Origin of the sequence: Pseudomonas sp. GM55 (assembly GCF_000282395.1) — a bacterium.
Lineage (GTDB): Bacteria > Pseudomonadota > Gammaproteobacteria > Pseudomonadales > Pseudomonadaceae > Aquipseudomonas > Aquipseudomonas fluorescens_CC.
The window spans coordinates 30603-52205 of the sequence record NZ_AKJJ01000001.1; the positions used below are offsets into that span (position 1 = coordinate 30603).

The 21603-nt window shown below is 59.5% G+C and carries 20 protein-coding genes; 7 read left to right on the forward strand and 13 right to left on the reverse strand.

Going from position 1 to position 21603, the window contains the following annotated elements; genetic code table 11:
- Positions 1 to 35: 35 nt before the first annotated feature.
- Positions 36 to 395 carry a gamma-glutamyl-gamma-aminobutyrate hydrolase family protein gene (locus PMI31_RS29515; RefSeq protein WP_081500252.1) on the reverse strand — a complete coding sequence of 120 codons (360 nt, stop codon included), beginning with the start codon at positions 393 to 395 and terminating at the stop codon, positions 36 to 38.
- A 278-nt stretch (positions 396 to 673) separates the two neighbouring features.
- Between PMI31_RS29515 and PMI31_RS00145 the strand changes: the two genes are divergently transcribed.
- From PMI31_RS00145 to PMI31_RS00155, 3 genes are all read left to right on the forward strand, one after another.
- The gene (locus PMI31_RS00145; RefSeq protein ID WP_008015393.1) at positions 674 to 2050 is read left to right on the forward strand and encodes a glutamine synthetase family protein; all 1377 of its coding nucleotides are present in this window, start codon (positions 674 to 676) and stop codon (positions 2048 to 2050) included.
- 204 nt (positions 2051 to 2254) lie between these two features.
- Positions 2255 to 3007: a carbonic anhydrase gene (locus PMI31_RS00150; RefSeq protein ID WP_008015394.1), complete on the forward strand. Its 753-nt coding sequence runs from the start codon at positions 2255 to 2257 to the stop codon at positions 3005 to 3007.
- Between the two features lie 91 nt (positions 3008 to 3098).
- Positions 3099 to 3731, forward strand: a complete 633-nt coding sequence (locus PMI31_RS00155) for a TetR/AcrR family transcriptional regulator (RefSeq protein ID WP_008015395.1) — start codon at positions 3099 to 3101, stop codon at positions 3729 to 3731.
- Between the two features lie 193 nt (positions 3732 to 3924).
- On the opposite strand, the gene PMI31_RS00160 is transcribed toward PMI31_RS00155, so the two are convergent.
- The 9 genes from PMI31_RS00160 to PMI31_RS00200 all read right to left on the reverse strand — a co-directional run bounded on the left by PMI31_RS00160 (position 3925) and on the right by PMI31_RS00200 (position 12955).
- Complete coding sequence (locus tag PMI31_RS00160; protein ID WP_007967989.1) at positions 3925 to 4140, reverse strand: TOBE domain-containing protein; 216 nt, start codon at positions 4138 to 4140, stop codon at positions 3925 to 3927.
- A gap of 33 nt (positions 4141 to 4173) precedes the next feature.
- A complete protein-coding gene (gene ssuB / locus PMI31_RS00165) occupies positions 4174 to 4980 on the reverse strand; it encodes an aliphatic sulfonates ABC transporter ATP-binding protein (RefSeq protein WP_008015396.1) in 807 nt (268 codons plus the stop codon).
- Positions 4977 to 5759, reverse strand: coding sequence for an aliphatic sulfonate ABC transporter permease SsuC (ssuC, locus tag PMI31_RS00170; protein WP_008015397.1), 783 nt, complete (start codon positions 5757 to 5759; stop codon positions 4977 to 4979). Before ssuC ends, ssuB begins: the two co-directional genes overlap by 4 nt.
- 9 nt (positions 5760 to 5768) lie before the next feature.
- Positions 5769 to 6917 (reverse strand): FMNH2-dependent alkanesulfonate monooxygenase, encoded by a 1149-nt coding sequence (ssuD, locus tag PMI31_RS00175; RefSeq protein ID WP_008015398.1) that lies wholly within the window; start codon positions 6915 to 6917, stop codon positions 5769 to 5771.
- Positions 6918 to 6942: 25 nt separating this feature from the next.
- Positions 6943 to 7914: a sulfonate ABC transporter substrate-binding protein gene (locus PMI31_RS00180; protein ID WP_008015399.1), complete on the reverse strand. Its 972-nt coding sequence runs from the start codon at positions 7912 to 7914 to the stop codon at positions 6943 to 6945.
- Positions 7915 to 8003: 89 nt separating this feature from the next.
- Positions 8004 to 8597 (reverse strand): NADPH-dependent FMN reductase, encoded by a 594-nt coding sequence (ssuE, locus tag PMI31_RS00185; protein ID WP_008015401.1) that lies wholly within the window; start codon positions 8595 to 8597, stop codon positions 8004 to 8006.
- A 330-nt stretch (positions 8598 to 8927) separates the two neighbouring features.
- On the reverse strand, positions 8928 to 9566 hold the full coding sequence (locus tag PMI31_RS00190) for a peroxiredoxin (protein ID WP_008015405.1): 639 nt from the start codon (positions 9564 to 9566) through the stop codon (positions 8928 to 8930).
- 292 nt (positions 9567 to 9858) lie between these two features.
- Complete coding sequence (locus PMI31_RS00195; RefSeq protein WP_008015406.1) at positions 9859 to 11202, reverse strand: OprD family porin; 1344 nt, start codon at positions 11200 to 11202, stop codon at positions 9859 to 9861.
- 412 nt (positions 11203 to 11614) lie between these two features.
- A complete protein-coding gene (locus PMI31_RS00200; RefSeq protein ID WP_008015408.1) occupies positions 11615 to 12955 on the reverse strand; it encodes an OprD family outer membrane porin in 1341 nt (446 codons plus the stop codon).
- A 363-nt stretch (positions 12956 to 13318) separates the two neighbouring features.
- On the opposite strand from PMI31_RS00200, the gene tauA reads away from it, so the two are divergent.
- On the forward strand, positions 13319 to 14308 hold the full coding sequence (gene tauA, locus PMI31_RS00205) for a taurine ABC transporter substrate-binding protein (protein WP_008015410.1): 990 nt from the start codon (positions 13319 to 13321) through the stop codon (positions 14306 to 14308).
- 97 nt (positions 14309 to 14405) lie between these two features.
- Here tauA and argA read toward each other — a convergent pair whose 3' ends face one another.
- Positions 14406 to 15704, reverse strand: coding sequence for an amino-acid N-acetyltransferase (argA, locus tag PMI31_RS00210; protein WP_007978929.1), 1299 nt, complete (start codon positions 15702 to 15704; stop codon positions 14406 to 14408).
- A gap of 259 nt (positions 15705 to 15963) precedes the next feature.
- Positions 15964 to 17112 (reverse strand): acetylornithine deacetylase, encoded by a 1149-nt coding sequence (argE, locus tag PMI31_RS00215; RefSeq protein ID WP_008015412.1) that lies wholly within the window; start codon positions 17110 to 17112, stop codon positions 15964 to 15966.
- Between the two features lie 157 nt (positions 17113 to 17269).
- Here argE and PMI31_RS00220 point away from each other — a divergent pair, with 157 nt between their 5' ends.
- On the forward strand, positions 17270 to 18637 hold the full coding sequence (locus PMI31_RS00220) for a CYTH domain-containing protein (protein ID WP_008015414.1): 1368 nt from the start codon (positions 17270 to 17272) through the stop codon (positions 18635 to 18637).
- 98 nt (positions 18638 to 18735) lie between these two features.
- Here PMI31_RS00220 and PMI31_RS00225 read toward each other — a convergent pair whose 3' ends face one another.
- Positions 18736 to 19200, reverse strand: a complete 465-nt coding sequence (locus PMI31_RS00225) for an Lrp/AsnC family transcriptional regulator (protein WP_008015415.1) — start codon at positions 19198 to 19200, stop codon at positions 18736 to 18738.
- 126 nt (positions 19201 to 19326) lie between these two features.
- Here PMI31_RS00225 and PMI31_RS00230 point away from each other — a divergent pair, with 126 nt between their 5' ends.
- Positions 19327 to 19665 (forward strand): hypothetical protein, encoded by a 339-nt coding sequence (locus PMI31_RS00230; RefSeq protein WP_008015416.1) that lies wholly within the window; start codon positions 19327 to 19329, stop codon positions 19663 to 19665.
- Between the two features lie 90 nt (positions 19666 to 19755).
- The gene (locus tag PMI31_RS00235) at positions 19756 to 21540 is read left to right on the forward strand and encodes a GspE/PulE family protein (protein WP_008015417.1); all 1785 of its coding nucleotides are present in this window, start codon (positions 19756 to 19758) and stop codon (positions 21538 to 21540) included.
- Positions 21541 to 21603 lie beyond the last annotated feature (63 nt).

A 21603-nucleotide genomic window follows, 5' to 3' on the forward strand; every position in this document is an offset into this window, starting at 1 on the left:
TGCCTCTAGGCTTGAGTTGTCTGACCCTTTTAAGGTCAGGCGCTGATTGACGCATCGGCGTCGCGTTGTAGAGCGTTCCTGCGGCAGATTATCGTGTTTGCCAACACTGCTGCAGAGGCCGGGCGTGCAGAATCGCGAGCGGTGCCCTGAACGATGGTCAAGCCGCTATTGTGAATCGGTTCTATATTGAATGGAGTAACCGTAATGGGGGTGCCACCGCGACCGTCCAGAATAACGGACGGGGACAGGTGCTCTGTCAGGGATGGGAGTATCACCGGCAGGCCTGCAACGATCGAGGCCATGGCGCGGACGTACGTGTCGCCACTTTTGTGGCAAGCATGCCGACCGAGCTGTCTTGAGCAGTCGGTGACGCCGATTATCGGCAGGCGAGACATGAAGCACCCCGGTATTATTGCTGTTATGGGTTTGATTCGAGCTTAGCCTTGTTCATTTTTTTACACAACACCCCCGTAAAAAATACAACACGGCCCGCTCAAGCTCGCGGCCGCCGCCGCGTCCAGCGGATTAAAAACGCCCTAAAGTGCCTCAAAAAAGCCACACGAGCGCTTTTTTAGGGCAAAAAAGGCCTCGCTTGACTTCGGCAGGCCGTTCGGGTTGACTGGAATCTGAAAAGATCAATGATTGATATTTTTAACAACAAAGGTGTTGCATCATGTCGGTACCCCCGCGTGCCGTTCAGCTTAACGAAGCGAACGCGTTCCTTAAGGAACATCCTGAGGTTCTGTACGTTGACCTTCTGATTGCGGATATGAATGGTGTGGTGCGCGGCAAGCGCATCGAACGCACCAGCCTCCACAAGGTTTACGAGAAAGGCATCAACCTGCCGGCCTCTCTATTTGCTCTGGATATCAATGGTTCGACGGTGGAAAGCACCGGCCTGGGCCTGGACATCGGCGACGCCGATCGAATCTGCTATCCAATCCCCGATACCCTGTGCAATGAACCATGGCAGAAGCGCCCTACCGCGCAACTGTTGATGACCATGCACGAACTCGAAGGTGAGCCATTCTTCGCCGACCCGCGAGAAGTGCTGGCCAATGTGGTGCGCAAGTTCGACGAAATGGGCCTGACCATCTGCGCCGCGTTCGAACTGGAGTTCTACCTGATCGACCAGGAGAACGTGAACGGTCGTCCGCAACCGCCTCGCTCGCCGGTTTCCGGCAAACGTCCGCACTCGACACAGGTCTACCTGATCGATGACCTCGACGAATACGTCGACTGCCTCCAGGACATTCTGGAAGGTGCCAAGGAGCAAGGCATCCCGGCCGACGCCATCGTCAAGGAAAGTGCCCCGGCGCAGTTCGAAGTGAACCTGCACCATGTGGCTGACCCGATCAAGGCCTGCGACTACGCGGTCCTGCTCAAGCGTCTGATCAAGAACATCGCCTACGACCATGAAATGGACACCACCTTCATGGCCAAGCCGTATCCAGGTCAGGCGGGCAATGGTCTGCACGTCCATATCTCGATTCTTGATAAAGATGGCAAGAACATTTTTGCCAGCGAGGATCCCGAGCAGAACGCCGCACTGCGTCACGCGATCGGCGGTGTGCTCGAGACCCTGCCGGCGCAGATGGCTTTCCTCTGCCCGAACGTCAACTCCTACCGTCGTTTCGGCGCGCAGTTCTATGTGCCGAACTCGCCAAGCTGGGGCCTGGACAACCGCACCGTGGCCCTGCGCGTTCCAACCGGCTCCGCCGACGCCGTGCGTCTGGAACACCGCGTGGCCGGCGCCGATGCCAACCCGTACCTGCTGATGGCTTCGGTCCTGGCAGGCGTGCACCACGGTCTGGTCAACAAGATCGAACCTGGCGCTCCGGTGGAAGGCAACAGCTATGAGCAGAACGAGCAGAGCCTGCCGAACAACCTGCGCGATGCCCTGCGCGAGCTGGACGACAGCGAAGTCATGGCCAAGTACATCGATCCGAAATACATCGATATTTTCGTGGCCTGTAAAGAGAGCGAGCTGGAGGAGTTCGAACACTCCATCTCTGACCTCGAGTACAACTGGTACCTGCATACCGTGTAAACGGCTGCAGTAAAAAAACGCCGCCGGCCTCACAGCCTGCGGCGTTTTTTTTGCTCGCGAATTGTTATGGAATGCTTACGACCGAAAACCAAGGAAAATCCCTACGGATTCGTCAGACACTGACGACATCTGCACCCTGACCACCACCTCACACTCCGGACACCGGGACTCTTCCCGTTTTCCTGACTACGCATGAGAACAAACATGAAAAAACAGCTATTGGGTACAGCCATGACTCTGACCTTCGCCGGTTTGTGCTCGACCGCCTGGGCAACCGCCGGCGACACGGCCCCATGGAGCTATTCCGCCCCCACCGGTCCACACAACTGGGGGGAACTGAAGAGCGAGTACAGCCTCTGCTCGTCTGGCCAAACACAGTCGCCCATCGATATTCGTGACGCGGTCAAGACTGACGCCAAGATGCTGAACGTTGCTTATCAGCCAAGCAAAGCCACTGTGTCGAACAACGGCCACACCATTCAGGTAACGCCGGTCGATGCCGGAGGCATCACCCTGGAATCCGGTCACTACTCATTCGTGCAAATGCATTTTCATACGCCAAGTGAAGAAATGATCCAGGGGCGCACCTATCCTCTGGACGCGCATCTGGTTCACCGCAACGCTGCAGGAGAACTGGCCGTGGTGGCCTTGCTGTTTGAAGAGGGTGCACACAACCCGACCCTGGAGCCAATCCTGGCAGCCATGCCAAAAAATGCGGGCGGCACTGCGAACCTGGAAGCGATGAACGTTGCGCAGCTATTACCTGCAAACCACAACGCCTATTCCTACATGGGCTCCCTGACAACCCCTCCTTGTACCGAAGGCGTTCGCTGGAATGTGCTGACCACTGCGGTGCAACTGTCGCGAGCGCAATTGGAGGCTTTCCAGGCGCTCTATCCGATGAATGCACGCCCGGTTCAACCCTTGAACGGTCGAAGTGTGCACGTCGGTGGCTAAACAGCCCTGACAGTTGATTCGGGCAGCGGTGCCCATACAGACAAGGTGCCACCCGCCTCGTACAATGCCCGCTGCCCCGCAGGAGACATCCATGACACGCGTTGCCAGCCCCCGCAAACCCCGCGCCCGCAGCCAGGCGCGGATCGACTCGATACTCGATGCGGCCCGCACGCTGTTGGCCGCCGAGGGCGTGGCCAGTCTGTCGATCTACAGCGTCGCCGAGCGCGCGGAGATTCCGCCCTCCTCGGTCTACCATTTCTTCGCCAGCGTGCCGGCCTTGCTTGAAGCCTTGACCGCCGACATCCACGCCGCGTTCCGCGCCTGCCTGCAAGCCCCCATCGATCACCATGCCTTGAACGGCTGGCGCGATCTGTCGCGACTGGTAGAACAACGCATGCTGGACATCTACGCAGAGGACGCTGCCGCCCGCCAACTCATCCTGGCCCAGCACGGCCTGACCGAAGTCACCCAGGCCGACCGCCAGCACGACATCGAACTGGGCGACCTGATGCACAAACTGTTCGACCAACACTTCGAACTGCCGACATTGCCGAGTGATGTCGATGTGTTCGCCCTGGCCATGGAACTGGGCGACCGGGTGTATGCGCGCTCGGTGCAGCAGCACGGGCAGATTACACCGCGCATGGCCGAGGAAGGGATGCGGGTGTTTGATGCTTACATCGGGTTGTATTTGCCGCCCTATTTGCCCAAGCGGACTCTCTAGCACGTTCTTTGGCCTCATCGCGGGCAAGCCCGCTCCCACAGGTTTATTGGTCGAAAACAAACTCTGTGTTCACTGGAGATCCTTGTGGGAGCGGGCTTGCCCGCGATGGCCGCGCCACTTATCCCAAGACAGGCACACATGGAAAAACCCCGAAGGGCTCAAACCCTTCGGGGTTGTTGTTTGCGCGCACGGCTTACAACTTGGCGATCGACACCTCGGTGGATTTCACGAACGCGATCACTTCACTGCCGACCGCCAGTTCCAGCTCTTTCACCGAACGTGTGGTGATCACCGAAGTGACGATGCCGGATGCGGTCTGCACGTCGATTTCCGACAGCACGTCACCGAGGACGATTTCCTTGATGGAGCCTTTGAACTGGTTACGAACGTTGATGGCTTTGATAGTCATGATGTTGATTCCTGTCGTGGGATAAGACTTGAGTTATTGAGCCCAGCGCAATTGCGTAGGCAAGGGTGAAACAGGTTCCGGTTCCGGCGGCTGGCCGGGCAGCGCCAGCACGCGATTGAGCACTTCGGTTTCCAGCGCCGCCAGCCGATGGGAGCCACGGACCCGGGGGCGCGGCAGTTCGACGTGCAGGTCGAGACCGACTTCGCCCTCTTCGATCAGGATCACCCGATCGGCAATCGCCACCGCTTCGCTGACGTCGTGGGTGACCAGCAACACGGTGAAGCCATGCTGTTGCCAGAGCCGTTCGATCAGTTGCTGCATTTCAATTCGGGTCAGGGCATCCAGCGCGCCCAAGGGTTCGTCGAGCAACAGCAGGCGCGGCTGGTGAATCAATGCACGGGCCAACGCCACGCGTTGCTTCTGTCCACCGGACAGTGCTGCCGGCCACTCGTGGGCGCGATCGGCCAGACCCACTGCTTCCAGAGCTTGCAACGCTTGCGGCTTCCAGTTGCCCTTGAGGCCAAGACCGACGTTGTCGATGATCTTTTTCCACGGCAGCAGACGCGCTTCCTGGAACATCAGCCGCGTGTCCTCCCGCGCCTCACTCAGTGGCGCGGCACCGGCCAGCAATTCACCGCCCGTTGGCTGGTCGAGACCGGCGAGCAAGCGCAACAAGGTACTTTTGCCGCAACCACTGCGGCCCACCACGGCGACAAACTGGCCGGCCGGAATGTGCAGGTCGATCTCACGCAGCACCTGCCGCGCACCAAAGGTTTTTTGCAGCTTGCGCACCGCCAGCGGAATCCCGCGCAGCAGGCGTGGAGGTTGCTCTTCGATCATGCCGCACCTCCCTTGGCAACCTGATACGCCGGGTGCCAGCGCAGCCAAACACGCTCAAGTCCACGGGCCGCCAGGTCGGCCAGCTTGCCGAGCACCGCGTACAACAGAATCGCCAGCACCACCACGTCAGTCTGCAAAAACTCCCGGGCATTCATGGCCAGGTAGCCGATGCCGGAATTCGCGGAAATGGTTTCCGCGACGATCAACGTCAACCACATGAAGCCCAGGGCGAAACGCACGCCGACCAGAATCGAAGGCAGCGCCCCTGGCAGAATCACCTGCCAGAACAGACTGAAACCGGTCAGGCCATAGCTACGCGACATCTCCACCAGCGCCGGGTCGACATTACGGATGCCGTGATAGGTGTTGAGGTAAATCGGGAACAACGTGCCCAGCGCCACCAGGAAAATCTTCGCCGACTCGTCGATGCCGAACCATAGAATCACCAGCGGAATCAGCGCCAAGTGCGGCACGTTGCGGATCATCTGCACCGAACTGTCGAGCAGGCGCTCGCCCCACTTCGACAGGCCGGTGATAAAGCCCAAGGTCAGACCGATACCGCCACCGATGGTGAAACCCAGCGCGGCACGCCAGCCACTGATGGCCAGGTGCGTCCAGATTTCGCCGCTGCGCACTAGGCTCACGCCGGCTTCGATCACGGCGATCGGTGCCGGCAGGATCCGTGTCGACAACCAGCCCGCCGACACACTCAACTGCCACACCGCCAGCAGCAACACCGGTAACGCCCAGGGCGCCAGGCTGTGGATGATTTTCTTCATGACTGCGCCTCAGCTCTGGGACGCGGCTTTGGGCAGAATGTCGTTGGCGACCATCTCGCCGAACGGGCTGACGTAGCCGGCACTTTTCGGCAGTTCAGGGCGCTCGACATCTAGGTGCGGGAACAACAACTCCGCCACTCGATACGACTCCTCCAGGTGTGGGTATCCGGAAAAAATAAAGGTGTCGATACCCAGGTCCGCGTACTCCTTCACGCGGGCAGCCACGGTCGGGCCATCGCCCACCAGCGCCGTGCCGGCACCGCCGCGCACCAGACCAACACCGGCCCACAGGTTGGGGCTGACCTCCAGGTTTTCGCGGTTGCCACCATGCAATGCGGCCATGCGTTGCTGACCGACCGAATCAAAACGCGCCAGCGAAGCCTGGGCACGAGCGATAGTGTCGTCGTCCAGATGCGAGATCAGTCGATCCGCCGCTTGCCAGGCTTCGGCATTGGTTTCGCGTACGATCACATGCAAACGGATGCCGAAGCGCACGGTGCGGCCAAGCTTGGCGGCTTTGGCGCGGACCTGCTCGATCTTCTCGGCCACGGCAGCCGGTGGCTCGCCCCAGGTCAGGACCATTTCCACCTGTTCGGCGGCCAGGTCTTGCGCGGCTTCCGACGAGCCGCCGAAGTACAGCGCTGGACGCGGCTGCTGGATTGGCGGATAGAGCAACTTCGCCCCCTTCACGCTGATGTGCTGGCCGTCGTAATCGACAGTTTCACCTTCCAGCACGCGGCGCCAGATGCGGGTGAACTCCACAGAGGCCTGGTAGCGCTCTTCGTGACTAAGGAACAGACCATCGCCCGCCAACTCTTCCGGATCACCGCCCGTCACCAGGTTGAACAGCGCCCGCCCGCCAGACAGACGATCCAGGGTCGCGGCCTGACGCGCCGCCACCGTCGGGGAAATGATCCCGGGGCGCAGGGCGACAAGGAACTTCAGACGCTGGGTCACCGGGATCAGCGACGCCGCCACCAACCACGAGTCTTCGCAGGAGCGGCCGGTGGGAATCAGCACCCCACCGAAACCCAGGCGATCCGCCGCTTGCGCGACTTGTTGCAGGTAACCGTGGTCAACGGCGCGGGCGCCTTCGGCGGTGCCAAGGTAATGGCCGTCACCGTGGGTAGGCAGGAACCAGAAGATATTGAGGCTCATGGAGTGGTCTCCTTGGGGAATCGAATTATTGGGCTTTGGCAACGGCAGCCGGCGGCGTCCAGATCACGTCTTTGATACTGAGCGGCTTTGGAATCAGCTTGAGCTGGTAAAAGCTGTCGGCGATTTTCTGCTGTGCGGCGACCACTTCCGGGGTGAGGAACAGCGCGCCGTAACCCTGGCGTTTCACCGAAGTCAGGGTGATGTCCGCCGGCAGCCCGAGCAGTGGCGACACCTGCTGGGTCACGTCCTGGGGATTGGCCCTGGACCACTCGCCCACCGCCCGCACTTCTTCCACCAGGGTCTTGATCACCTCGGGATTTTTTTGCGCGTAAGGTTTGGTCGCCAGGTAGAACTGATGGTTGTCGACGATGCCCTGGCCATCACGCAGGGTGCGTGCTTGCAGCTGTTGCTCGGCGGCTGCCTGGTACGGGTCCCAGATGACCCAGGCGTCGACGCTGCCACGTTCGAACGCTGCGCGGGCATCGGCCGGCGGCAGGAATACGGTCTGGACGTCGGTGTATTTGAGGCCGGCGTCCTCCAGCGCACGCACCAGCAGGTAGTGCACGTTGGAGCCTTTGTTGAGCACGACTTTCTTGCCCTTGAGCTCTGCCACCGATTTGATTGCCGAGTCCTTCGGCACCAGGATCGCCTCACTGTGCGGCGCTGGCGGTTCGTAGGCGACGTAGAGCAAATCAGCACCGGCCGCCTGGGCGAACACTGGCGGAGTTTCACCGGTGACGCCGAAGTCGATGGAGCCGACGTTCAAGCCTTCAAGCAGTTGCGGGCCACCGGGGAATTCAGTCCATTGCACGTCCACGCCTTGGGCGGCGAGGCGTTTTTCCAGGGTGCCCTTGGCTTTGAGCAGCACCAGGGTGCCGTATTTCTGATAGCCGATTCGTAACGTCTCGGCTTGAGCTTGAGCTTGAGTAATGGCGCCGAAGGTGACAGCCGCAGCAAACAGAGCGACCAGACCACGACGCAAAATGACAGGGCGCATGGCGCTCTCCTTTTTGCAGTTGGGTTTTGGCTGCACCTGCTTGCCCGTTGGCGGGCGAGTAAGGCCAGTACTTCAATTTTCGGTGAGGCTTAAATGCTCCAGCGAGCACTCAACAAACGATCATTCAACAGGTTCGGATCGAGCGGCTTGGGCCGTCGCGCCATGGCGCTGGAAAACTGCTCCAGCGCTTCATGTAAACGTTGCTCCAGCTCCGGCGCCAATTGCGCCAGGGTGCTGCCTTCGCCATAAGCGATCTGGCTGTCGACGGCGAAAATCCCCTGCAGCATTTCCTGGGCCTTCAAAGCCGACAGCACCGGCTTGAGCGCGTAGTCCACCACCAGCATGTGGGCGATGCTGCCGCCAGTGGCCATTGGCAAAACAACCTTGTGGCTCAGGGCGCGTTCGGGCAACAGGTCCAGCAAGACTTTCAGGGCTCCGGAAAACGATGCCTTGTAAACCGGTGTGGCGATCAGCAGGCCATCGGCGTTTTCAATCTGTTGCAGCAAGTCGATGACCTTGGGGCTGTCGAAGCGTGCGTGCAGCAAGTCCTCGGCCGGGAAGTCCCGCACCTGGTAACTCACCACTTCCACGCCCTGCTCCTGTAACCATTTCCGGGAGCGATCCAGCAGCACTCCGGAACGAGAGCGCTGACTGGGACTGCCACCGAGTGAAACAACCAACATTCAGACGATTCCTTGTGCGGTGCTGGCGATTCGCGGTTTGCGATCTCGCTTCGATGGAGTGACCTTAACAGCTGATTTATATATCCATAAATCATATTTATTCATTTGGTTATGCATTTAAGAGATATTAAATTTCACTTCTTCCAGGCAAAAAAACAGGCCGTCGAAACGGCCTGAAATCCCCTGCTTTGTGGGTGCAAAGTTTGAATTCTGTTGCGCCTGATCCGCCGCTATCGCGAGCAAGCTCGCTCCTACAGGGAGTACGCGATCAACTGTAGGAGCGAGCCTGCTCGCGAAGACGGCATCAGCCACACCGTAAATATTGATAACTCACCGGTTCGGCTGCGGCGTCAGGCGCAAGTAAGGCTTAACCGCTCGGTAGCCCTTGGGAAAACGCTGTCTGATTTCATCCTCATCCTTGAGCGATGGCACGATCACCACCTCGTCACCGTCTTGCCAGTTGGCCGGTGTGGCCACCTTGAAGTTGTCGGTGAGTTGCAGCGAGTCGATCACCCGCAGGATTTCATTGAAGTTGCGGCCGGTGCTCGCCGGGTAGGTAATCGTCAGCCGGACCTTTTTGCTCGGGTCGATCACGAACAGAGAACGCACGGTCAGGGTGTCGTTGGCATTGGGATGGATCAGGTCGTAGAGGTCCGAGACCTTGCGGTCGGCATCATCGAGGATCGGAAAGTTGACCACGGTGTCCTGGGTTTCGTTGATGTCCTCGATCCACTTGTGGTGCGACTCGACAGGGTCCACGGACAGCGCGATAGCCTTGACGCCGCGCGCCGCGAATTCATCCTTGAGCCTGGCGGTGAAACCCAGTTCGGTGGTGCACACTGGCGTGAAATCCGCCGGATGGGAAAACAGCACGCCCCAGCTATCACCCAGCCACTGATGGAGTCGGATGATGCCGGCGCTGGAGTTCTGTTCGAAATCGGGGGCGATATCGCCAAGTCTGAGACCCATGGTGCTGCTCCTTGTGAGTGCTTGTCGGGTTCAACTGTGCCTGTGTTTTTTATCTATTAAAAAGAATAAATATCGATTTATTTAGATCATAAAGAAATATTAAAGATCTGTTCACTAGACGTACACGCACAACCCGCCGAACATCGGCCACAAGGTTCGAGAAGGCCTTGAGTTGCTGCAAAGAGGGAACTTCAAGGCGGGATTACGGGGGTGAACCCGTCTTGAAAATGTAAAAGCCCCGCCCGGTGCAATACCGGGCGGGGCTTTTTTTGTTTCGCTTACGCGAGCGCTATTACAACAGCGGGATCGAGTAGCTGACGATCAGGCGGTTTTCGTCCTGCGAACGGGTGTTCGGCAGGTCGGTGCGCCAGGTAGCGTTTTTCCACGCCAGACCCAGGTTCTTCAGCGGACCTTCCTGAACGACGTAAGCCACGCTCAAATCGCGCTCCCACTCGGAAGCACCATTGGCCAACTCGCCACCCTTGGCGTTGACGGTATCGATGTTGTCGCCATGCAGGTACACCAGACCCGCAGTCAGGCCCGGTACGCCGACCTTGGCGAAGTCGAACGAGTAGCGTGCTTGCCAGGTTTTCTCGCCGGCACGGCCGAACTTCTGGATTTGCGAGTCAGTGATGGTGTAGTTCGACGAACCGTCGCCCTGGTTCAGCCAAGGGAAGTCGCTGTTGCCGTTGCTGACCTGGTATCCGCCACCGAAAGTGTGACCGGCAACGCTGTACAGGAACAGGCCGCTGTACAGGTTGTTGTCGACCTTGCCTTTACCGTTGGCTGCACCGCTGTAGTTGCCAGTGGTGAAGAACAGAGGGTCGTGACCGTTGGCTCCGTCGTCGGAGCTGTTGAAGTAACGGAAGTCCGACTTCAACACGCCAGGGCCGATAGCCCAGTTGTGGACCAGACCCAGGAAGTGTTGCTTGTAGAACTCTTCCAGGTTCCCGTAGTAGTACTGGGCAGTCAGGTCCTTGGTGATCTTGTAGTCGCCACCGGCATAGACGAACTTGTTGCTGTCGCGGAATTTGGTGCCGCGAGTGTTCGCGCCCGAAATCGACATCTGCTCATTGTTGCTGGAGTTACGGCCTTTAACGGCTTCGATCTGGCCACCGACCAGCGTCAGATCCTTGATGTCGCCGGACGTGATCTGGCCACCCTGCCAGGTTTGCGGCAGCAGGCGGCCATCGTTGGTCACGATCACCGGGTTTTTCGGCTGCAGGGTGCCCAGCTTCAGTTCGGTCTGGGAAACCTTGGCTTTGGCGGTCAGGCCCAGGCTGGAGAAATTATCTACCGCCTTGCCGTTGGATTTGCTCGGAAAAACCGTGCCGCCGTAAGAGGTCGCCGTGGCGCCGTTGGTGCCGCCGCCCGAATCCAGCTTGACGCCCAACAGGCCAATCGCATCGATACCGAAGCCGACGGTGCCCTGGGTGTAGCCAGAGATGAAACGCAGATCGAAGCCTTGGCCCCATTCTTCGTTTTTGTTGGCACCGGCACCGTCACGGTTGTCGGTATTGATGTAGAAATTACGCAGCCCCAATGTTGCCTTGCTGTCTTCGATAAAACCCGCGGCGTTAGCCTGCTGGGCCAATACCCCGACGGCCACAGCCATGGCCAGGGTGGACTTGTTCATGTTTCGCTCCTCTCGTTTCTAATTCTGATGTTCCTGGTCCCGAATCGATTGCCCGGGATCCTGAATGCATAATTTCGCGGCAAACCGTCTGAGCCGGTCGTTTGGCGGGCCGCAGGATACATGGCATTAAAGCTAAATAGTATTTATCGAGTATTTTTTATATTGTTATGGAATATGACTTCCCACGGCAGAACCGAGGTATCGGCGCCAAGGCCGATTCCTGAACCTGATCAATTGTCGAGGGACGAAATTGCCAAATCCGAGCTCAGGGATGAGTATCGGACAGGCGCACTTTAGTGCGCGGATAAAAAAACTAAAAAGAATAAAAAAGAAGTAGCATCTTTGTTTATGGAATATAAAGCTCTGTACGAAAAAAAGCCCCGCCAATGGACGGGGCTTTTTCTTATGGCTATTACATGAAGCTGTAGGTGTAGTTGAAGATCAGACGGGTCTGGTCTTGATCAAGGGTGCTGGTGTTGCCACGGTAGGTACCGTGACGCAACGTCGTACCAAACCCTTTCAGCATGCCCGTTTGAATCACGTAGTCCACACGCGCGTCGGTCTCGTGCTCACTCAGGTCTTTACCAACACCATTGGTAGCCTTGATGTCCTGGCCATTGAGGTAACCAATGGAGGCTTTCAGGCCTGGTACACCCAGGGAGGCGAAGTCATAGGAGTACTGACCGAACGTGGTGTTTTCACCGGCACGGATAAAGCTGCCAACCGTGGCATCGGTAAACGAGTAGAAGCTGGCGCCGCCGGCACCTTCCTGGCGACCTTTGTCATCGATAAGGCTGCCCTGGTTCAGGAATACAAAGCCGCCGTCATCGCTGACACGTTGATGCCCGAGCAGGAACGCGTGGCCACCCAGGGTATAGGTGAACATGGCGCTCCAGGTCTTGTTATCAACCACGCCCTTTTCTTTGGCAAAGCCATTGTTGTTGTTGAACTGGAAGCCGGGGTCGCCGTTCTTGCCGTCGGAGCTGCTGTCGAAATAACGGATATCGGTCTTGAACGACTGATTGGCCGCGATCGGGTAGACGTGCACCAAGCCGAGGAAGTTCTGCTTGTAGAAGTCTTCCAGGTTCGCATAGTAGTACTGCAGCATGAGGTCTTTGGTGACCTTCCAGTCAGCACCGCCGTAGAGGAATTTGTTGCTGTCCTGAGTAGCGCCGGCCACAGACAGGCCAGTGGAGTTCGAGGAGGCGCGACCCGACGCGTGCTCCAACTGACCAAAGTTGAAGGTCACGTTGTCGATTTCCTTGGAGGTGATGGTGCCACCTTCAAAGGTTTGTGGCAGCAAACGGCTGTCGTTTGCGATCAGGATCGGCAGGTTAGGTGCCAGAGCGCCCCCCAGGTGGGCTTCGGTCTTCGAGAAGCGCGCCTTGACGTTGCCATCCAGACGGCTCCACTCGTCGGCCGCCTCCTTGCCATCGCTAGGGAAGAATGAGTTGGCGTTACCGGTCGGGTGATGCCCCTTGCCGCCATCCAGGTGGATACCCACCAAAGCCTGGGCGTCGATACCAAAACCTACGGTACCCTGGGTGAAACCGGACAGGTAATCGAACTTCAGACCCTCAGCGGTTTCGCGCTGACGGTTGGCAGGAGTACTCGCCCCTTCACGCATATCGGCGTCGTAGTACATGGTGCGAGAGCTGATGGAAGCCTTGCTGTCTTCCAGGAAACCCGCGGCGCCTGCCTGCTGCGCCAAAACCCCCACGGCCACGGCCAGTGCCAAGTTGGACTTGTTCATTGTTTAGCTCCTCTCGATTCTAATTCTTGTATTCCTGGTCTCGAGTCGACGCCCGAAATCCTAAGATGCGCGATTAGCGCCAGACCGTGACCCATAAGTCAATCGTAACCATATGTGTCTACGACCATAGTCTAACCCCCGATTTTTTGGTCCCTGCAGGGTCATGATTTCGTCATAAACCTGAAAAGAACTACCGATTCTTTTCTAATACCGTTTAGGAATTTAGCTCCCCACTACACGATTACCCCAGATTAGACGGTTCGGCTCATAAGCTAATTACTAAACGGTATTTATTTTCTATTTTTTAGATCGATTAGTTTCTGACGCAATTCGGCAACAAATCCTTTACCGAAAGGCGATCCCATGACGACCAAACGCGCACTATCCGGATCAATTGTTACAGTTTGTGTATCGCTGGCATTTTCTTTCACGGCACAGGCAGCGAACCTCACCGTCGGCTACCAAACCGGCATCGACCCGAGCAAAGTCCCCCAGGCCGATGGCCTTTATGAAAAAACCATCGGCCAGCCCATCGACTGGCGGCGCTTCAACAGCGGTCCGGAAGTGGTCACGGCGATTGCCTCGGGCGATGTGCAAATCGGCAATCTCGGCTCCAGTCCGCTGGCCGCTGCTGCCTCGCGCAACCTGCCGATCGTCGCGTTCATCGTCTCGGCCCAAATCAATGCTGCCGAAGCGCTGGTGGTACGCAACGGCAGCGGCATCGAAAAACCACAAGATCTGATCGGAAAGACCATCGCCACGCCTTTCGTTTCAACCTCCCACTACAGCCTGCTCGGTGCGCTGAAGCACTGGGGCCTGGACAGCTCGAAAGTCAAAGTGGTTAACCTGCAGCCGGCGGAAATCGCGGCAGCCTGGAAGCGTGGCGATATTGATGGTGCGTTTGTCTGGTCGCCCGCCCTGGGGGAAATCCGCAAGACTGGCAAGACCCTGACCGATGCTGCGCAGGTAGGCCAATGGGGCGCACCCACCTTTGAGGTCTGGGTGGCGCGCAAGGATTACGCCGAAAAACATCCGGAGGTCGTGGCAACGTTCGCCAGAGTCACCCTGGATTCGTTCGCCGACTATGCCGCCCATAAGGACCAATGGACCGTTGATTCGGTGCCCGTCCAGAAAATTGCCAAACTGACCGGTGCCAACGCCGCCGATGTTCCGGAGCTATTGGCCGGTTCCGCCTTCCCGGATGCCAAGACGCAACAGAGCACCGCGCTGCTGGACGGCGGCACGGCCAAGGCCATTGGCGAGACGGCGAAATTCTTGAAGGAACAAGGGAAGGTTGAAACGGTGCTGGCGGATTATTCCCCGTATGTCAGTGCGAAGTTTGTAACCGAGTGATTGTTGCGGTTGCTTCGCGACCGATCGCTGACAAGCCAGCTCCTACAGTCTGCGCAAATCATGTAGGAGCTGGCTTGCCAGCGATGGGGCTATTCGGTCAAAGGGCTTTTTCGAAGATCTTCGAATTACGCTGATAGTTGTACAGCGACGCCCGCGCCGACGGCAGTCGGTCGACGCTGCTCGGTTCGAAACCACGCTCGCGGAACCAGTGCGCAGTGCGGGTGGTGAGCACGAACAAGGTTTTCAACCCCTGCGCCCGCGCGCGGGTCTCGATACGTTCCAGCAGTTCATCGCCGCGACCGCCATGGCGGTACTCCGGATTCACCGCCAGGCAGGCCAACTCACCCGCGTCCGAGTCGGCGATCTGGTACAGCGCCGCACAGGCGATGATCATGCCTTCGCGTTCAACCACACTGAATTGCTCGATCTCGCGTTCCAGCACCTCGCGGGAACGGCGCACCAGGATGCCCTGCTCTTCCAGCGGACTGATCAAGTCCAGCAAACCACCGACGTCTTCAATGGCCGCTTCGCGCACCACTTCGAACTGTTCCTGGGCCACCAGCGTACCGCCACCGTCGCGGGTGAACAGTTCGGTCAACAGTGCACCGTCTTCGGCATAACTGACGATATGGCTGCGGGCCACGCCGCCACGGCAAGCTTCGGCAGCGGCGTCCAGCAATTCTGCCTGATAGTTACTGCCCAGCCGTTGCAGATGCGCCGGCACTTGCTGCGGACGCAGTTCGCGCACCAGGCGCCCGTGTTCGTCGATCAGGCCGAGGTCGGCGCCGAACAGCAGCAGCTTGTCCGCGCCCAGGTCGATGGCCGCGCGGGTGGCGACGTCTTCGCAGGCCAGGTTGAAAATCTCGCCGGTCGGCGAATAGCCCAGCGGCGACAGCAGCACGATGGAGCGCTCGTCCAGCAGACGGTTGATGCCCTTGCGGTCGACCCGGCGCACTTCGCCGGTGTGGTGATAGTCGACGCCTTCAAGCACGCCGATCGGCCGTGCCGTCACCAGGTTGCCGCTGGCCACCCGCAGGCGCGAGCCCTGCATCGGAGACGAAGCCATGTCCATCGACAGGCGAGCCTCGATGGCAATGCGCAACTGGCCAACCGCGTCGATCACGCACTCCAGGGTCGCGGCATCGGTGATGCGCATGCCGTGGTGGTAATGCGGGGTCAGGCCACGGGCGGCGAGGCGCGCTTCGATTTGCGGCCGGGAACCGTGAACCAGCACCAGACGCACTCCCAGGCTGTGCAACAGCACCAGGTCGTGGACGATATTGCCGAAGTTCGGGTGTTCAACGCCGTCGCCGGGCAGCATGACGACAAAGGTGCAATCGCGGTGGGCGTTGATGTAAGGCGAAGCGTGACGAAGCCAATTGACGTATTCGGGCATGAACCTGGGCCTGTAATAAATAGCAGCCGAAAAAAGGGCGAAACTGAAAACGCACAGCGGGCTGATGGTTATCGTCGGAACAGGCTTGGCGACACGCGCGCTCTCCTCATGAATACGGGTTTGGGTACCGGCAATTTAACCGCGAAACCTTGTAGGAGCGAGCTTGCTCGCGATGAATTTGAGGTCGCCGCGTTCATTCAGGCCGCCCTCGTCATCGTTAACGTCCATCGTCGGAACGCCGCCCGGAGCAAGCTCGCTCCTACAAGGGTGTCAGGCAGTAATGCTCAATCAACTGTCGTAGTAGATGCACCGTAGGCTGCAAACGTGACATTTCGAGGTATTCCCCCGGCTGGTGGGCGCAGGCGATATCACCCGGGCCAAGCACCAGCGTTTCACAGCCAAGGCGCTGAAGATAAGGTGCTTCGGTGCCGAACGCCACTGCTTCGGCGCTGTGGCCGGTAAGTTTTTCGGCAAGGCGCACCAGCTCTGCGTCCTCGGCCTGCTCGAATGGCGGCACTTCGGGGAACAATGGCGCGTAATCGATCTTGACCTGATGCCGCTCGGCAACCGGCTTGAGCTTCTGCAGGATCTCGGCGCGCAGGACCTTGGGGTCCATGCCGGGCAACGGCCGCAGATCGAATTCCAGCGAACACTGGCCGCAGATGCGATTGGGGTTGTCGCCGCCATGGATGCAGCCGAAATTCATCGTGGGCGTCGGCACGCCAAATTGTGGGTTGCGGAATTCGCGCTGCCATAACAAGCGCAGGCCACGCAGCTCACCAATGGCATCGTGCATGGCTTCCAGGGCGCTGTGGCCCAGGCGCGGGTCGGAGGAATGACCGCTCTGACCGAGGATGTCGATGCGCTCCATCATGATGCCTTTGTGCATGCGGATCGGCTTGAGCCCGGTCGGCTCGCCGATCACCGCCGCCCGCCCCAGCGGTCGCCCCGCTTCGGCCAGCGCGCGAGCGCCGGACATCGAGCTTTCTTCATCGCAGGTGGCGAGAATCAGCAACGGCTGTTTGAACGGCTGATCGAGCAGCGGTATGACTGCCTCGATCGCCAGAGCAAAAAAGCCCTTCATGTCGCAACTGCCCAGGCCGATCCAGCGACCGTCGACTTCAGTCAGCTTCAGCGGGTCGGTTTGCCACAGCGCAGCGTCGAACGGCACGGTGTCGCTGTGCCCGGCCAGCACCAGGCCGCCGGGACCGGAACCGAAACTGGCCAGCAGGTTGAACTTGCCGGGGCTGACCTGCTGGATCTCACAGGTGAAACCCAGCTCACCGAGCCACGTCGCCAGCAGATCGATGACCGGGCGGTTGGTCTGATCGAGACTGGGTTGGGTGCAACTGACGGACGGTGTGGCGATCAGCGCAGCGAATTGTTCTTTCATCGACGGCAATGGCATCGCTGACTCCCGGCTCCCGAATTGAAGTCCATCATAGAGCCAACCGATGACAGGAATAAACCGTCGCGGCGCGTACTAACCTTGAGTCCTGTACACTGCACGACCTTGGCAGCCACACATTCCCCCGGCTGCGCTCCCGATCCTGGATTTTCCGGCCATGCAGAAAGAAACCGAAATCAAACTCCGCGTCAGCCGCGAAACCCTCGCCGCCCTGCGCGAGCACCCATTACTGAAAAAACGCAACAAAAGTGGCTGGGAACGCCGTGAGTTGATGAACCAGTACTTCGACACGCCCGAGCGTGACCTGGCCCAGGCCAAGGTCGCCCTGCGCCTGCGCAAGGATGGCGATGAAGTGATTCAGACCCTCAAGACCCGCGGCCAGAGCGTCGCCGGTCTGTCGGTGCGTAACGAGTACGACTGGAGCCTGCCCAAAGCCAAGCTCGACCTGAAGAAACTCGACGGCGAATGCTGGCCCGAGGAACTGGCCGAATTGGACAAGAAAACCCTGAAGCCGATCTTCACCACCGACTTCGTCCGCGAACGCGCGGAAATCGCCTGGGGCCGCGGCAAGACCAAAGTGGTCATCGAAGCCGCACTGGACCTGGGTCACGTCGTGGTCGGCAAGCAGAAAGAAGAAATCTGCGAGCTGGAACTGGAACTGCGTGAAGGCGAGCCGGCAGCCCTGCTGGAACTGGCCGCCGAACTGGCCGAGAAACTGGCCCTGATGCCGTGCGACATCAGCAAGGCCGAGCGCGGTTATCGCTTGTACGACGCCCACAGTTATTCGTTGAGCCTGCCGGCGCCGCAGATCACCGCTGAAACGCCGCTGGACGACGCGTTCGCCGCGCTGAGCTGGCATTTGCTCGGCAGCAGCCAGCGTCTGGCCGAGCAGTATCGCTTCAACGGCCACTGGCGCCTGCTGCAGGACTGGGTCGAAAACCTCGCGGAAATGCGCGCGCTGATCAGCAGCCTGGGCCAGGCCGCTCCGCGTCAGTCGACCCACGACCTGCGTATCGCCCTCGATGCCTTGCTGGAGGACTGGCGCCCGCTGGTCCAGGCCGGGCTGGACGATGAGGACGTGCGCAAGGCCGCCCCCGAGCAGTTCCTCGAAGAACTCGAAGACCCGCGCTGGGGCCTGTTCTCCCTGACCACCTCGCGCTGGTTGCTGGCCCGCACCTGGGCCGCCGACCGCAACACCCGTGGCAATCGCCAGGGCGCTGCGCAACTGGGCAGCTGGTTGCCGCGCCTGCTGGGCGAAGAAGCCAACTCGCTGCAATTGCAGCGCTACCAGCAACAGCCGGAAGACCTGGCCGAGCAACTGCCGCGCATCGAACGCATCCAGGTCTGGCTGCACCATGCGCGTAGCGTGCTGGAGATCCCGGAAATGGATCGTCTGTACGGTGAGCTGAACAAGCTGGCACAACTGGCCAATGAATCGATCACCGACGAAGTCCTGGATGCGCGCAAGCAGCAGGCGATTGCGGTGTATCAGAACCGCGCGTGGAAAATGCTGTTGCGTCTGTAATACCGCCTTCGCTGGCAAGCCAGCTCCTACAGGGTTTCGGTGATGCCCTGTAGGAGCTGGCTTGCCAGCGATGAGGCCAGTACATTCACCGCAAAGCGTCAGACCGGCAAACTGGTGGTCGACTTGATCTCCGACAACGCCACGATTGAGTTGACCTCCTGAATCCCCGGCACCATCGACAGCTTCTCAAAGAAGAAGCGCTCATACGCCTCGATGTCCGCCGTGACAATCCGCAGCAGGAAATCCACCGCCCCCATCAACACGTAACACTCCAGCACTTCCGGAAAGCCGCGAATCGCCTCGGTGAATTCGGTGAAGTTCGAACGCCCGTGGGCATTGAGTTTCACCTCCGCGAAGATCTGCGTGTTCAGGCCGATTTTCTTGCGGTCGAGCAAGGTCACCTGGCCGCGAATGATGCCCTCCTCTTTCATCCGCTGAATCCGCCGCCAGCACGGCGATTGCGAGAGCCCCACCTGCTCGGCGATCTGCGCGCTGGAAAGCGAAGCATCCTCTTGCAGCAAGGCGAGGATCTTGCGGTCGTAGCTGTCCAGTTCGCTTTGCATAAAAAAACCCTTAACCGACTAACAAGTGAATTGATTGATTCTTCTTTTGTGCAATACAGCCAATCATAGAGAAGAAATACCCGGCACAGGATGTAAACATTTCTCCAATGATTTTGGAGCCTGACCATGCCGTATCTCGAAGCCGTGAACACCCCACCTGCCCGCGCCGATGTGTGGAACGTTGGCAACGCCCATTGCCGTGCTCGCTATCAAATGCTGGCCGAGGCAGAGCCGGACCTGCTGTGTCGCGCCCTCAACCTGTTCGCCTTGCAATTGCTCACACCGGAGCAGGTCAAGGTGCAGCGCCAGGACGACTGGCTGAACATCGAGATCGTCATCGACGGTTTGAGCTGGCACCGTGCGCAAGTGATTGCGGAAAAACTTCGTAACCTGATCAGCGTCTGTTCGGTGGAGCTGCAAGAAGCTGATTGCCCATGGGCCGAAGCGGTTCAAGCGGCGGGCTGAAAAACGCCGAAACGGCTTCGGCGGGTAGTGGCCCAGCGGTCAGTCGGGCCACAGCTATCCTTTGCGGACTTTCGTTCAAAAGGAGCCCGCATGTCCGTACAACTCGCCTTTCAGGACCGCTGGCTGGATCTCAATGATGTGCTGCGCGAACTGGTCGCCCAGGGCTTTATCAGCCAGGATTCGGCCGAACACGCACTCAACGCCCGCCGCCGCAACGCCACCCATGGCCAGATGCATCCGCTGGAGTTCATCGCCAGCCAACAGCTGGACGACCTCAGCCGTCCCGGCAAACCGCTGGACCTCGAAAGCCTGACCCTGTGGTTGTCCCGGCAGGCCGGCCAGCCTTACCTGCGCATCGATCCGTTGAAAATCAACGTCGCCGCCGTGACCCCGCTGATGTCCTATGCCTTTGCCCAGCGCCACAGGATCCTCGCGGTAGCGATCGACCGCGATGCGGTGACCGTGGCCAGCGCCCAGCCTTATGTCAGCGGCTGGGAGGCTGACCTGACCCACGTGCTCAAGTTGCCGATCAAGCGCGTGGTGGCCAACCCGGTGGAGATCCAGCGCTTGAGCGTCGAATTCTTCCGCCTGGCCAAATCGGTCACCGGGGCGAACAGCGCCGACCCGCAAGTCAATACCCTCGGCAATTTCGAACAGCTGCTCAACCTCGGCGCCAGCGACCAGGAGCCGGACGCCAACGACGCACACATCGTCAATATCGTCGACTGGCTGTTCCAGTACGCGTTCCAGCAACGCGCCAGCGACATCCACATCGAACCCCGGCGCGAACAAGGCACGGTGCGCTTTCGCATCGACGGCGTGCTGCACAACGTCTATCAATTCCCGCCCCAGGTCACCATGGCCATCGTCAGTCGCCTGAAAACCCTGGGGCGCATGAACGTCGCGGAGAAACGCAAACCCCAGGACGGCCGGGTGAAAACCAAGACCCCGGACGGGGGTGAAGTCGAGTTGCGCTTGTCGACCCTGCCTACAGCCTTCGGCGAAAAAATGGTCATGCGGATCTTCGACCCGGAGGTCCTGCTCAAGGACTTCGACCAGCTCGGGTTTTCTGTCGACGACCTGCGCCGCTGGCAGGACATGACCCGCCAGCCCCACGGCATCATCCTCGTCACCGGGCCGACGGGTTCGGGCAAGACCACTACCCTCTACACCACCCTGAAAAAACTGGCGACGCCGGAGGTCAACCTCTGCACCATCGAAGACCCGATTGAAATGGTCGAGCCGGCGTTCAACCAGATGCAGGTCCAGCACAACATCGACCTGACCTTCGCCGCCGGCGTGCGCGCGCTGATGCGGCAAGACCCGGACATCATCATGATCGGCGAGATCCGCGACCTTGAAACCGCGGAAATGGCGATCCAGGCTGCGCTCACCGGGCACCTGGTGCTGTCGACCCTGCACACCAACGATGCACCCGGTGCCATCAGCCGCCTGCTGGAACTCGGCGTGCCGCATTACCTGATCAAGGCCACGGTGCTTGGCGTCATGGCCCAGCGGTTGGTGCGAACCCTGTGCCCGCACTGCAAGGCGCCACTGACACTGGGCGAAGACGACTGGCAAACCCTGACCCGTCCCTGGCAGGCACCATTGCCGGGCAATGCCCAGCGTGCCGTCGGTTGCCTGGAATGCCGCGACACCGGTTATCACGGTCGCGCCGGGGTCTACGAAATCATGCAACTGAGTGACGGCATCAAAGCGCTGATAAGTCCCGATACCGATCTACTGGCCGTGCGGCGGCAGGCATTCAAGGAAGGCATGCGCAGCCTGCGCCTGTCAGGGGCGCAAAAAGTCGCCGCCGGGTTGACGACCATCGAGGAAGTTCTGCGGGTGACACCCCAAAGCGAGCAGAACTGAGCCCGGCTGTTCTTATCCGGCAGGGCCCCGCTACACTCCAGCGAGTGCAACTTCACAGATCCA

Coding starts and splice junctions, on each gene's coding strand:
- PMI31_RS00220 (WP_008015414.1), top strand. CDS start 17,270: ATGCAGAAAGAAACCGAAATCAAACTCCGCGTCAGCCGCGAAACCCTC.
- ssuC (WP_008015397.1), bottom strand. CDS start 5,759: ATGAAGAAAATCATCCACAGCCTGGCGCCCTGGGCGTTACCGGTGTTG.
- PMI31_RS00230 (WP_008015416.1), top strand. CDS start 19,327: ATGCCGTATCTCGAAGCCGTGAACACCCCACCTGCCCGCGCCGATGTG.
- PMI31_RS00235 (WP_008015417.1), top strand. CDS start 19,756: ATGTCCGTACAACTCGCCTTTCAGGACCGCTGGCTGGATCTCAATGAT.
- PMI31_RS29515 (WP_081500252.1), bottom strand. CDS start 395: ATGTCTCGCCTGCCGATAATCGGCGTCACCGACTGCTCAAGACAGCTC.
- PMI31_RS00225 (WP_008015415.1), bottom strand. CDS start 19,200: ATGCAAAGCGAACTGGACAGCTACGACCGCAAGATCCTCGCCTTGCTG.
- PMI31_RS00190 (WP_008015405.1), bottom strand. CDS start 9,566: ATGGGTCTCAGACTTGGCGATATCGCCCCCGATTTCGAACAGAACTCC.
- PMI31_RS00145 (WP_008015393.1), top strand. CDS start 674: ATGTCGGTACCCCCGCGTGCCGTTCAGCTTAACGAAGCGAACGCGTTC.
- argE (WP_008015412.1), bottom strand. CDS start 17,112: ATGCCATTGCCGTCGATGAAAGAACAATTCGCTGCGCTGATCGCCACA.
- ssuE (WP_008015401.1), bottom strand. CDS start 8,597: ATGTTGGTTGTTTCACTCGGTGGCAGTCCCAGTCAGCGCTCTCGTTCC.
- PMI31_RS00180 (WP_008015399.1), bottom strand. CDS start 7,914: ATGCGCCCTGTCATTTTGCGTCGTGGTCTGGTCGCTCTGTTTGCTGCG.
- PMI31_RS00200 (WP_008015408.1), bottom strand. CDS start 12,955: ATGAACAAGTCCAACTTGGCACTGGCCGTGGCCGTGGGGGTTTTGGCG.
- ssuD (WP_008015398.1), bottom strand. CDS start 6,917: ATGAGCCTCAATATCTTCTGGTTCCTGCCTACCCACGGTGACGGCCAT.
- argA (WP_007978929.1), bottom strand. CDS start 15,704: ATGCCCGAATACGTCAATTGGCTTCGTCACGCTTCGCCTTACATCAAC.
- PMI31_RS00195 (WP_008015406.1), bottom strand. CDS start 11,202: ATGAACAAGTCCACCCTGGCCATGGCTGTGGCCGTCGGGGTATTGGCC.
- tauA (WP_008015410.1), top strand. CDS start 13,319: ATGACGACCAAACGCGCACTATCCGGATCAATTGTTACAGTTTGTGTA.
- ssuB (WP_008015396.1), bottom strand. CDS start 4,980: ATGATCGAAGAGCAACCTCCACGCCTGCTGCGCGGGATTCCGCTGGCG.
- PMI31_RS00150 (WP_008015394.1), top strand. CDS start 2,255: ATGAAAAAACAGCTATTGGGTACAGCCATGACTCTGACCTTCGCCGGT.
- PMI31_RS00160 (WP_007967989.1), bottom strand. CDS start 4,140: ATGACTATCAAAGCCATCAACGTTCGTAACCAGTTCAAAGGCTCCATC.
- PMI31_RS00155 (WP_008015395.1), top strand. CDS start 3,099: ATGACACGCGTTGCCAGCCCCCGCAAACCCCGCGCCCGCAGCCAGGCG.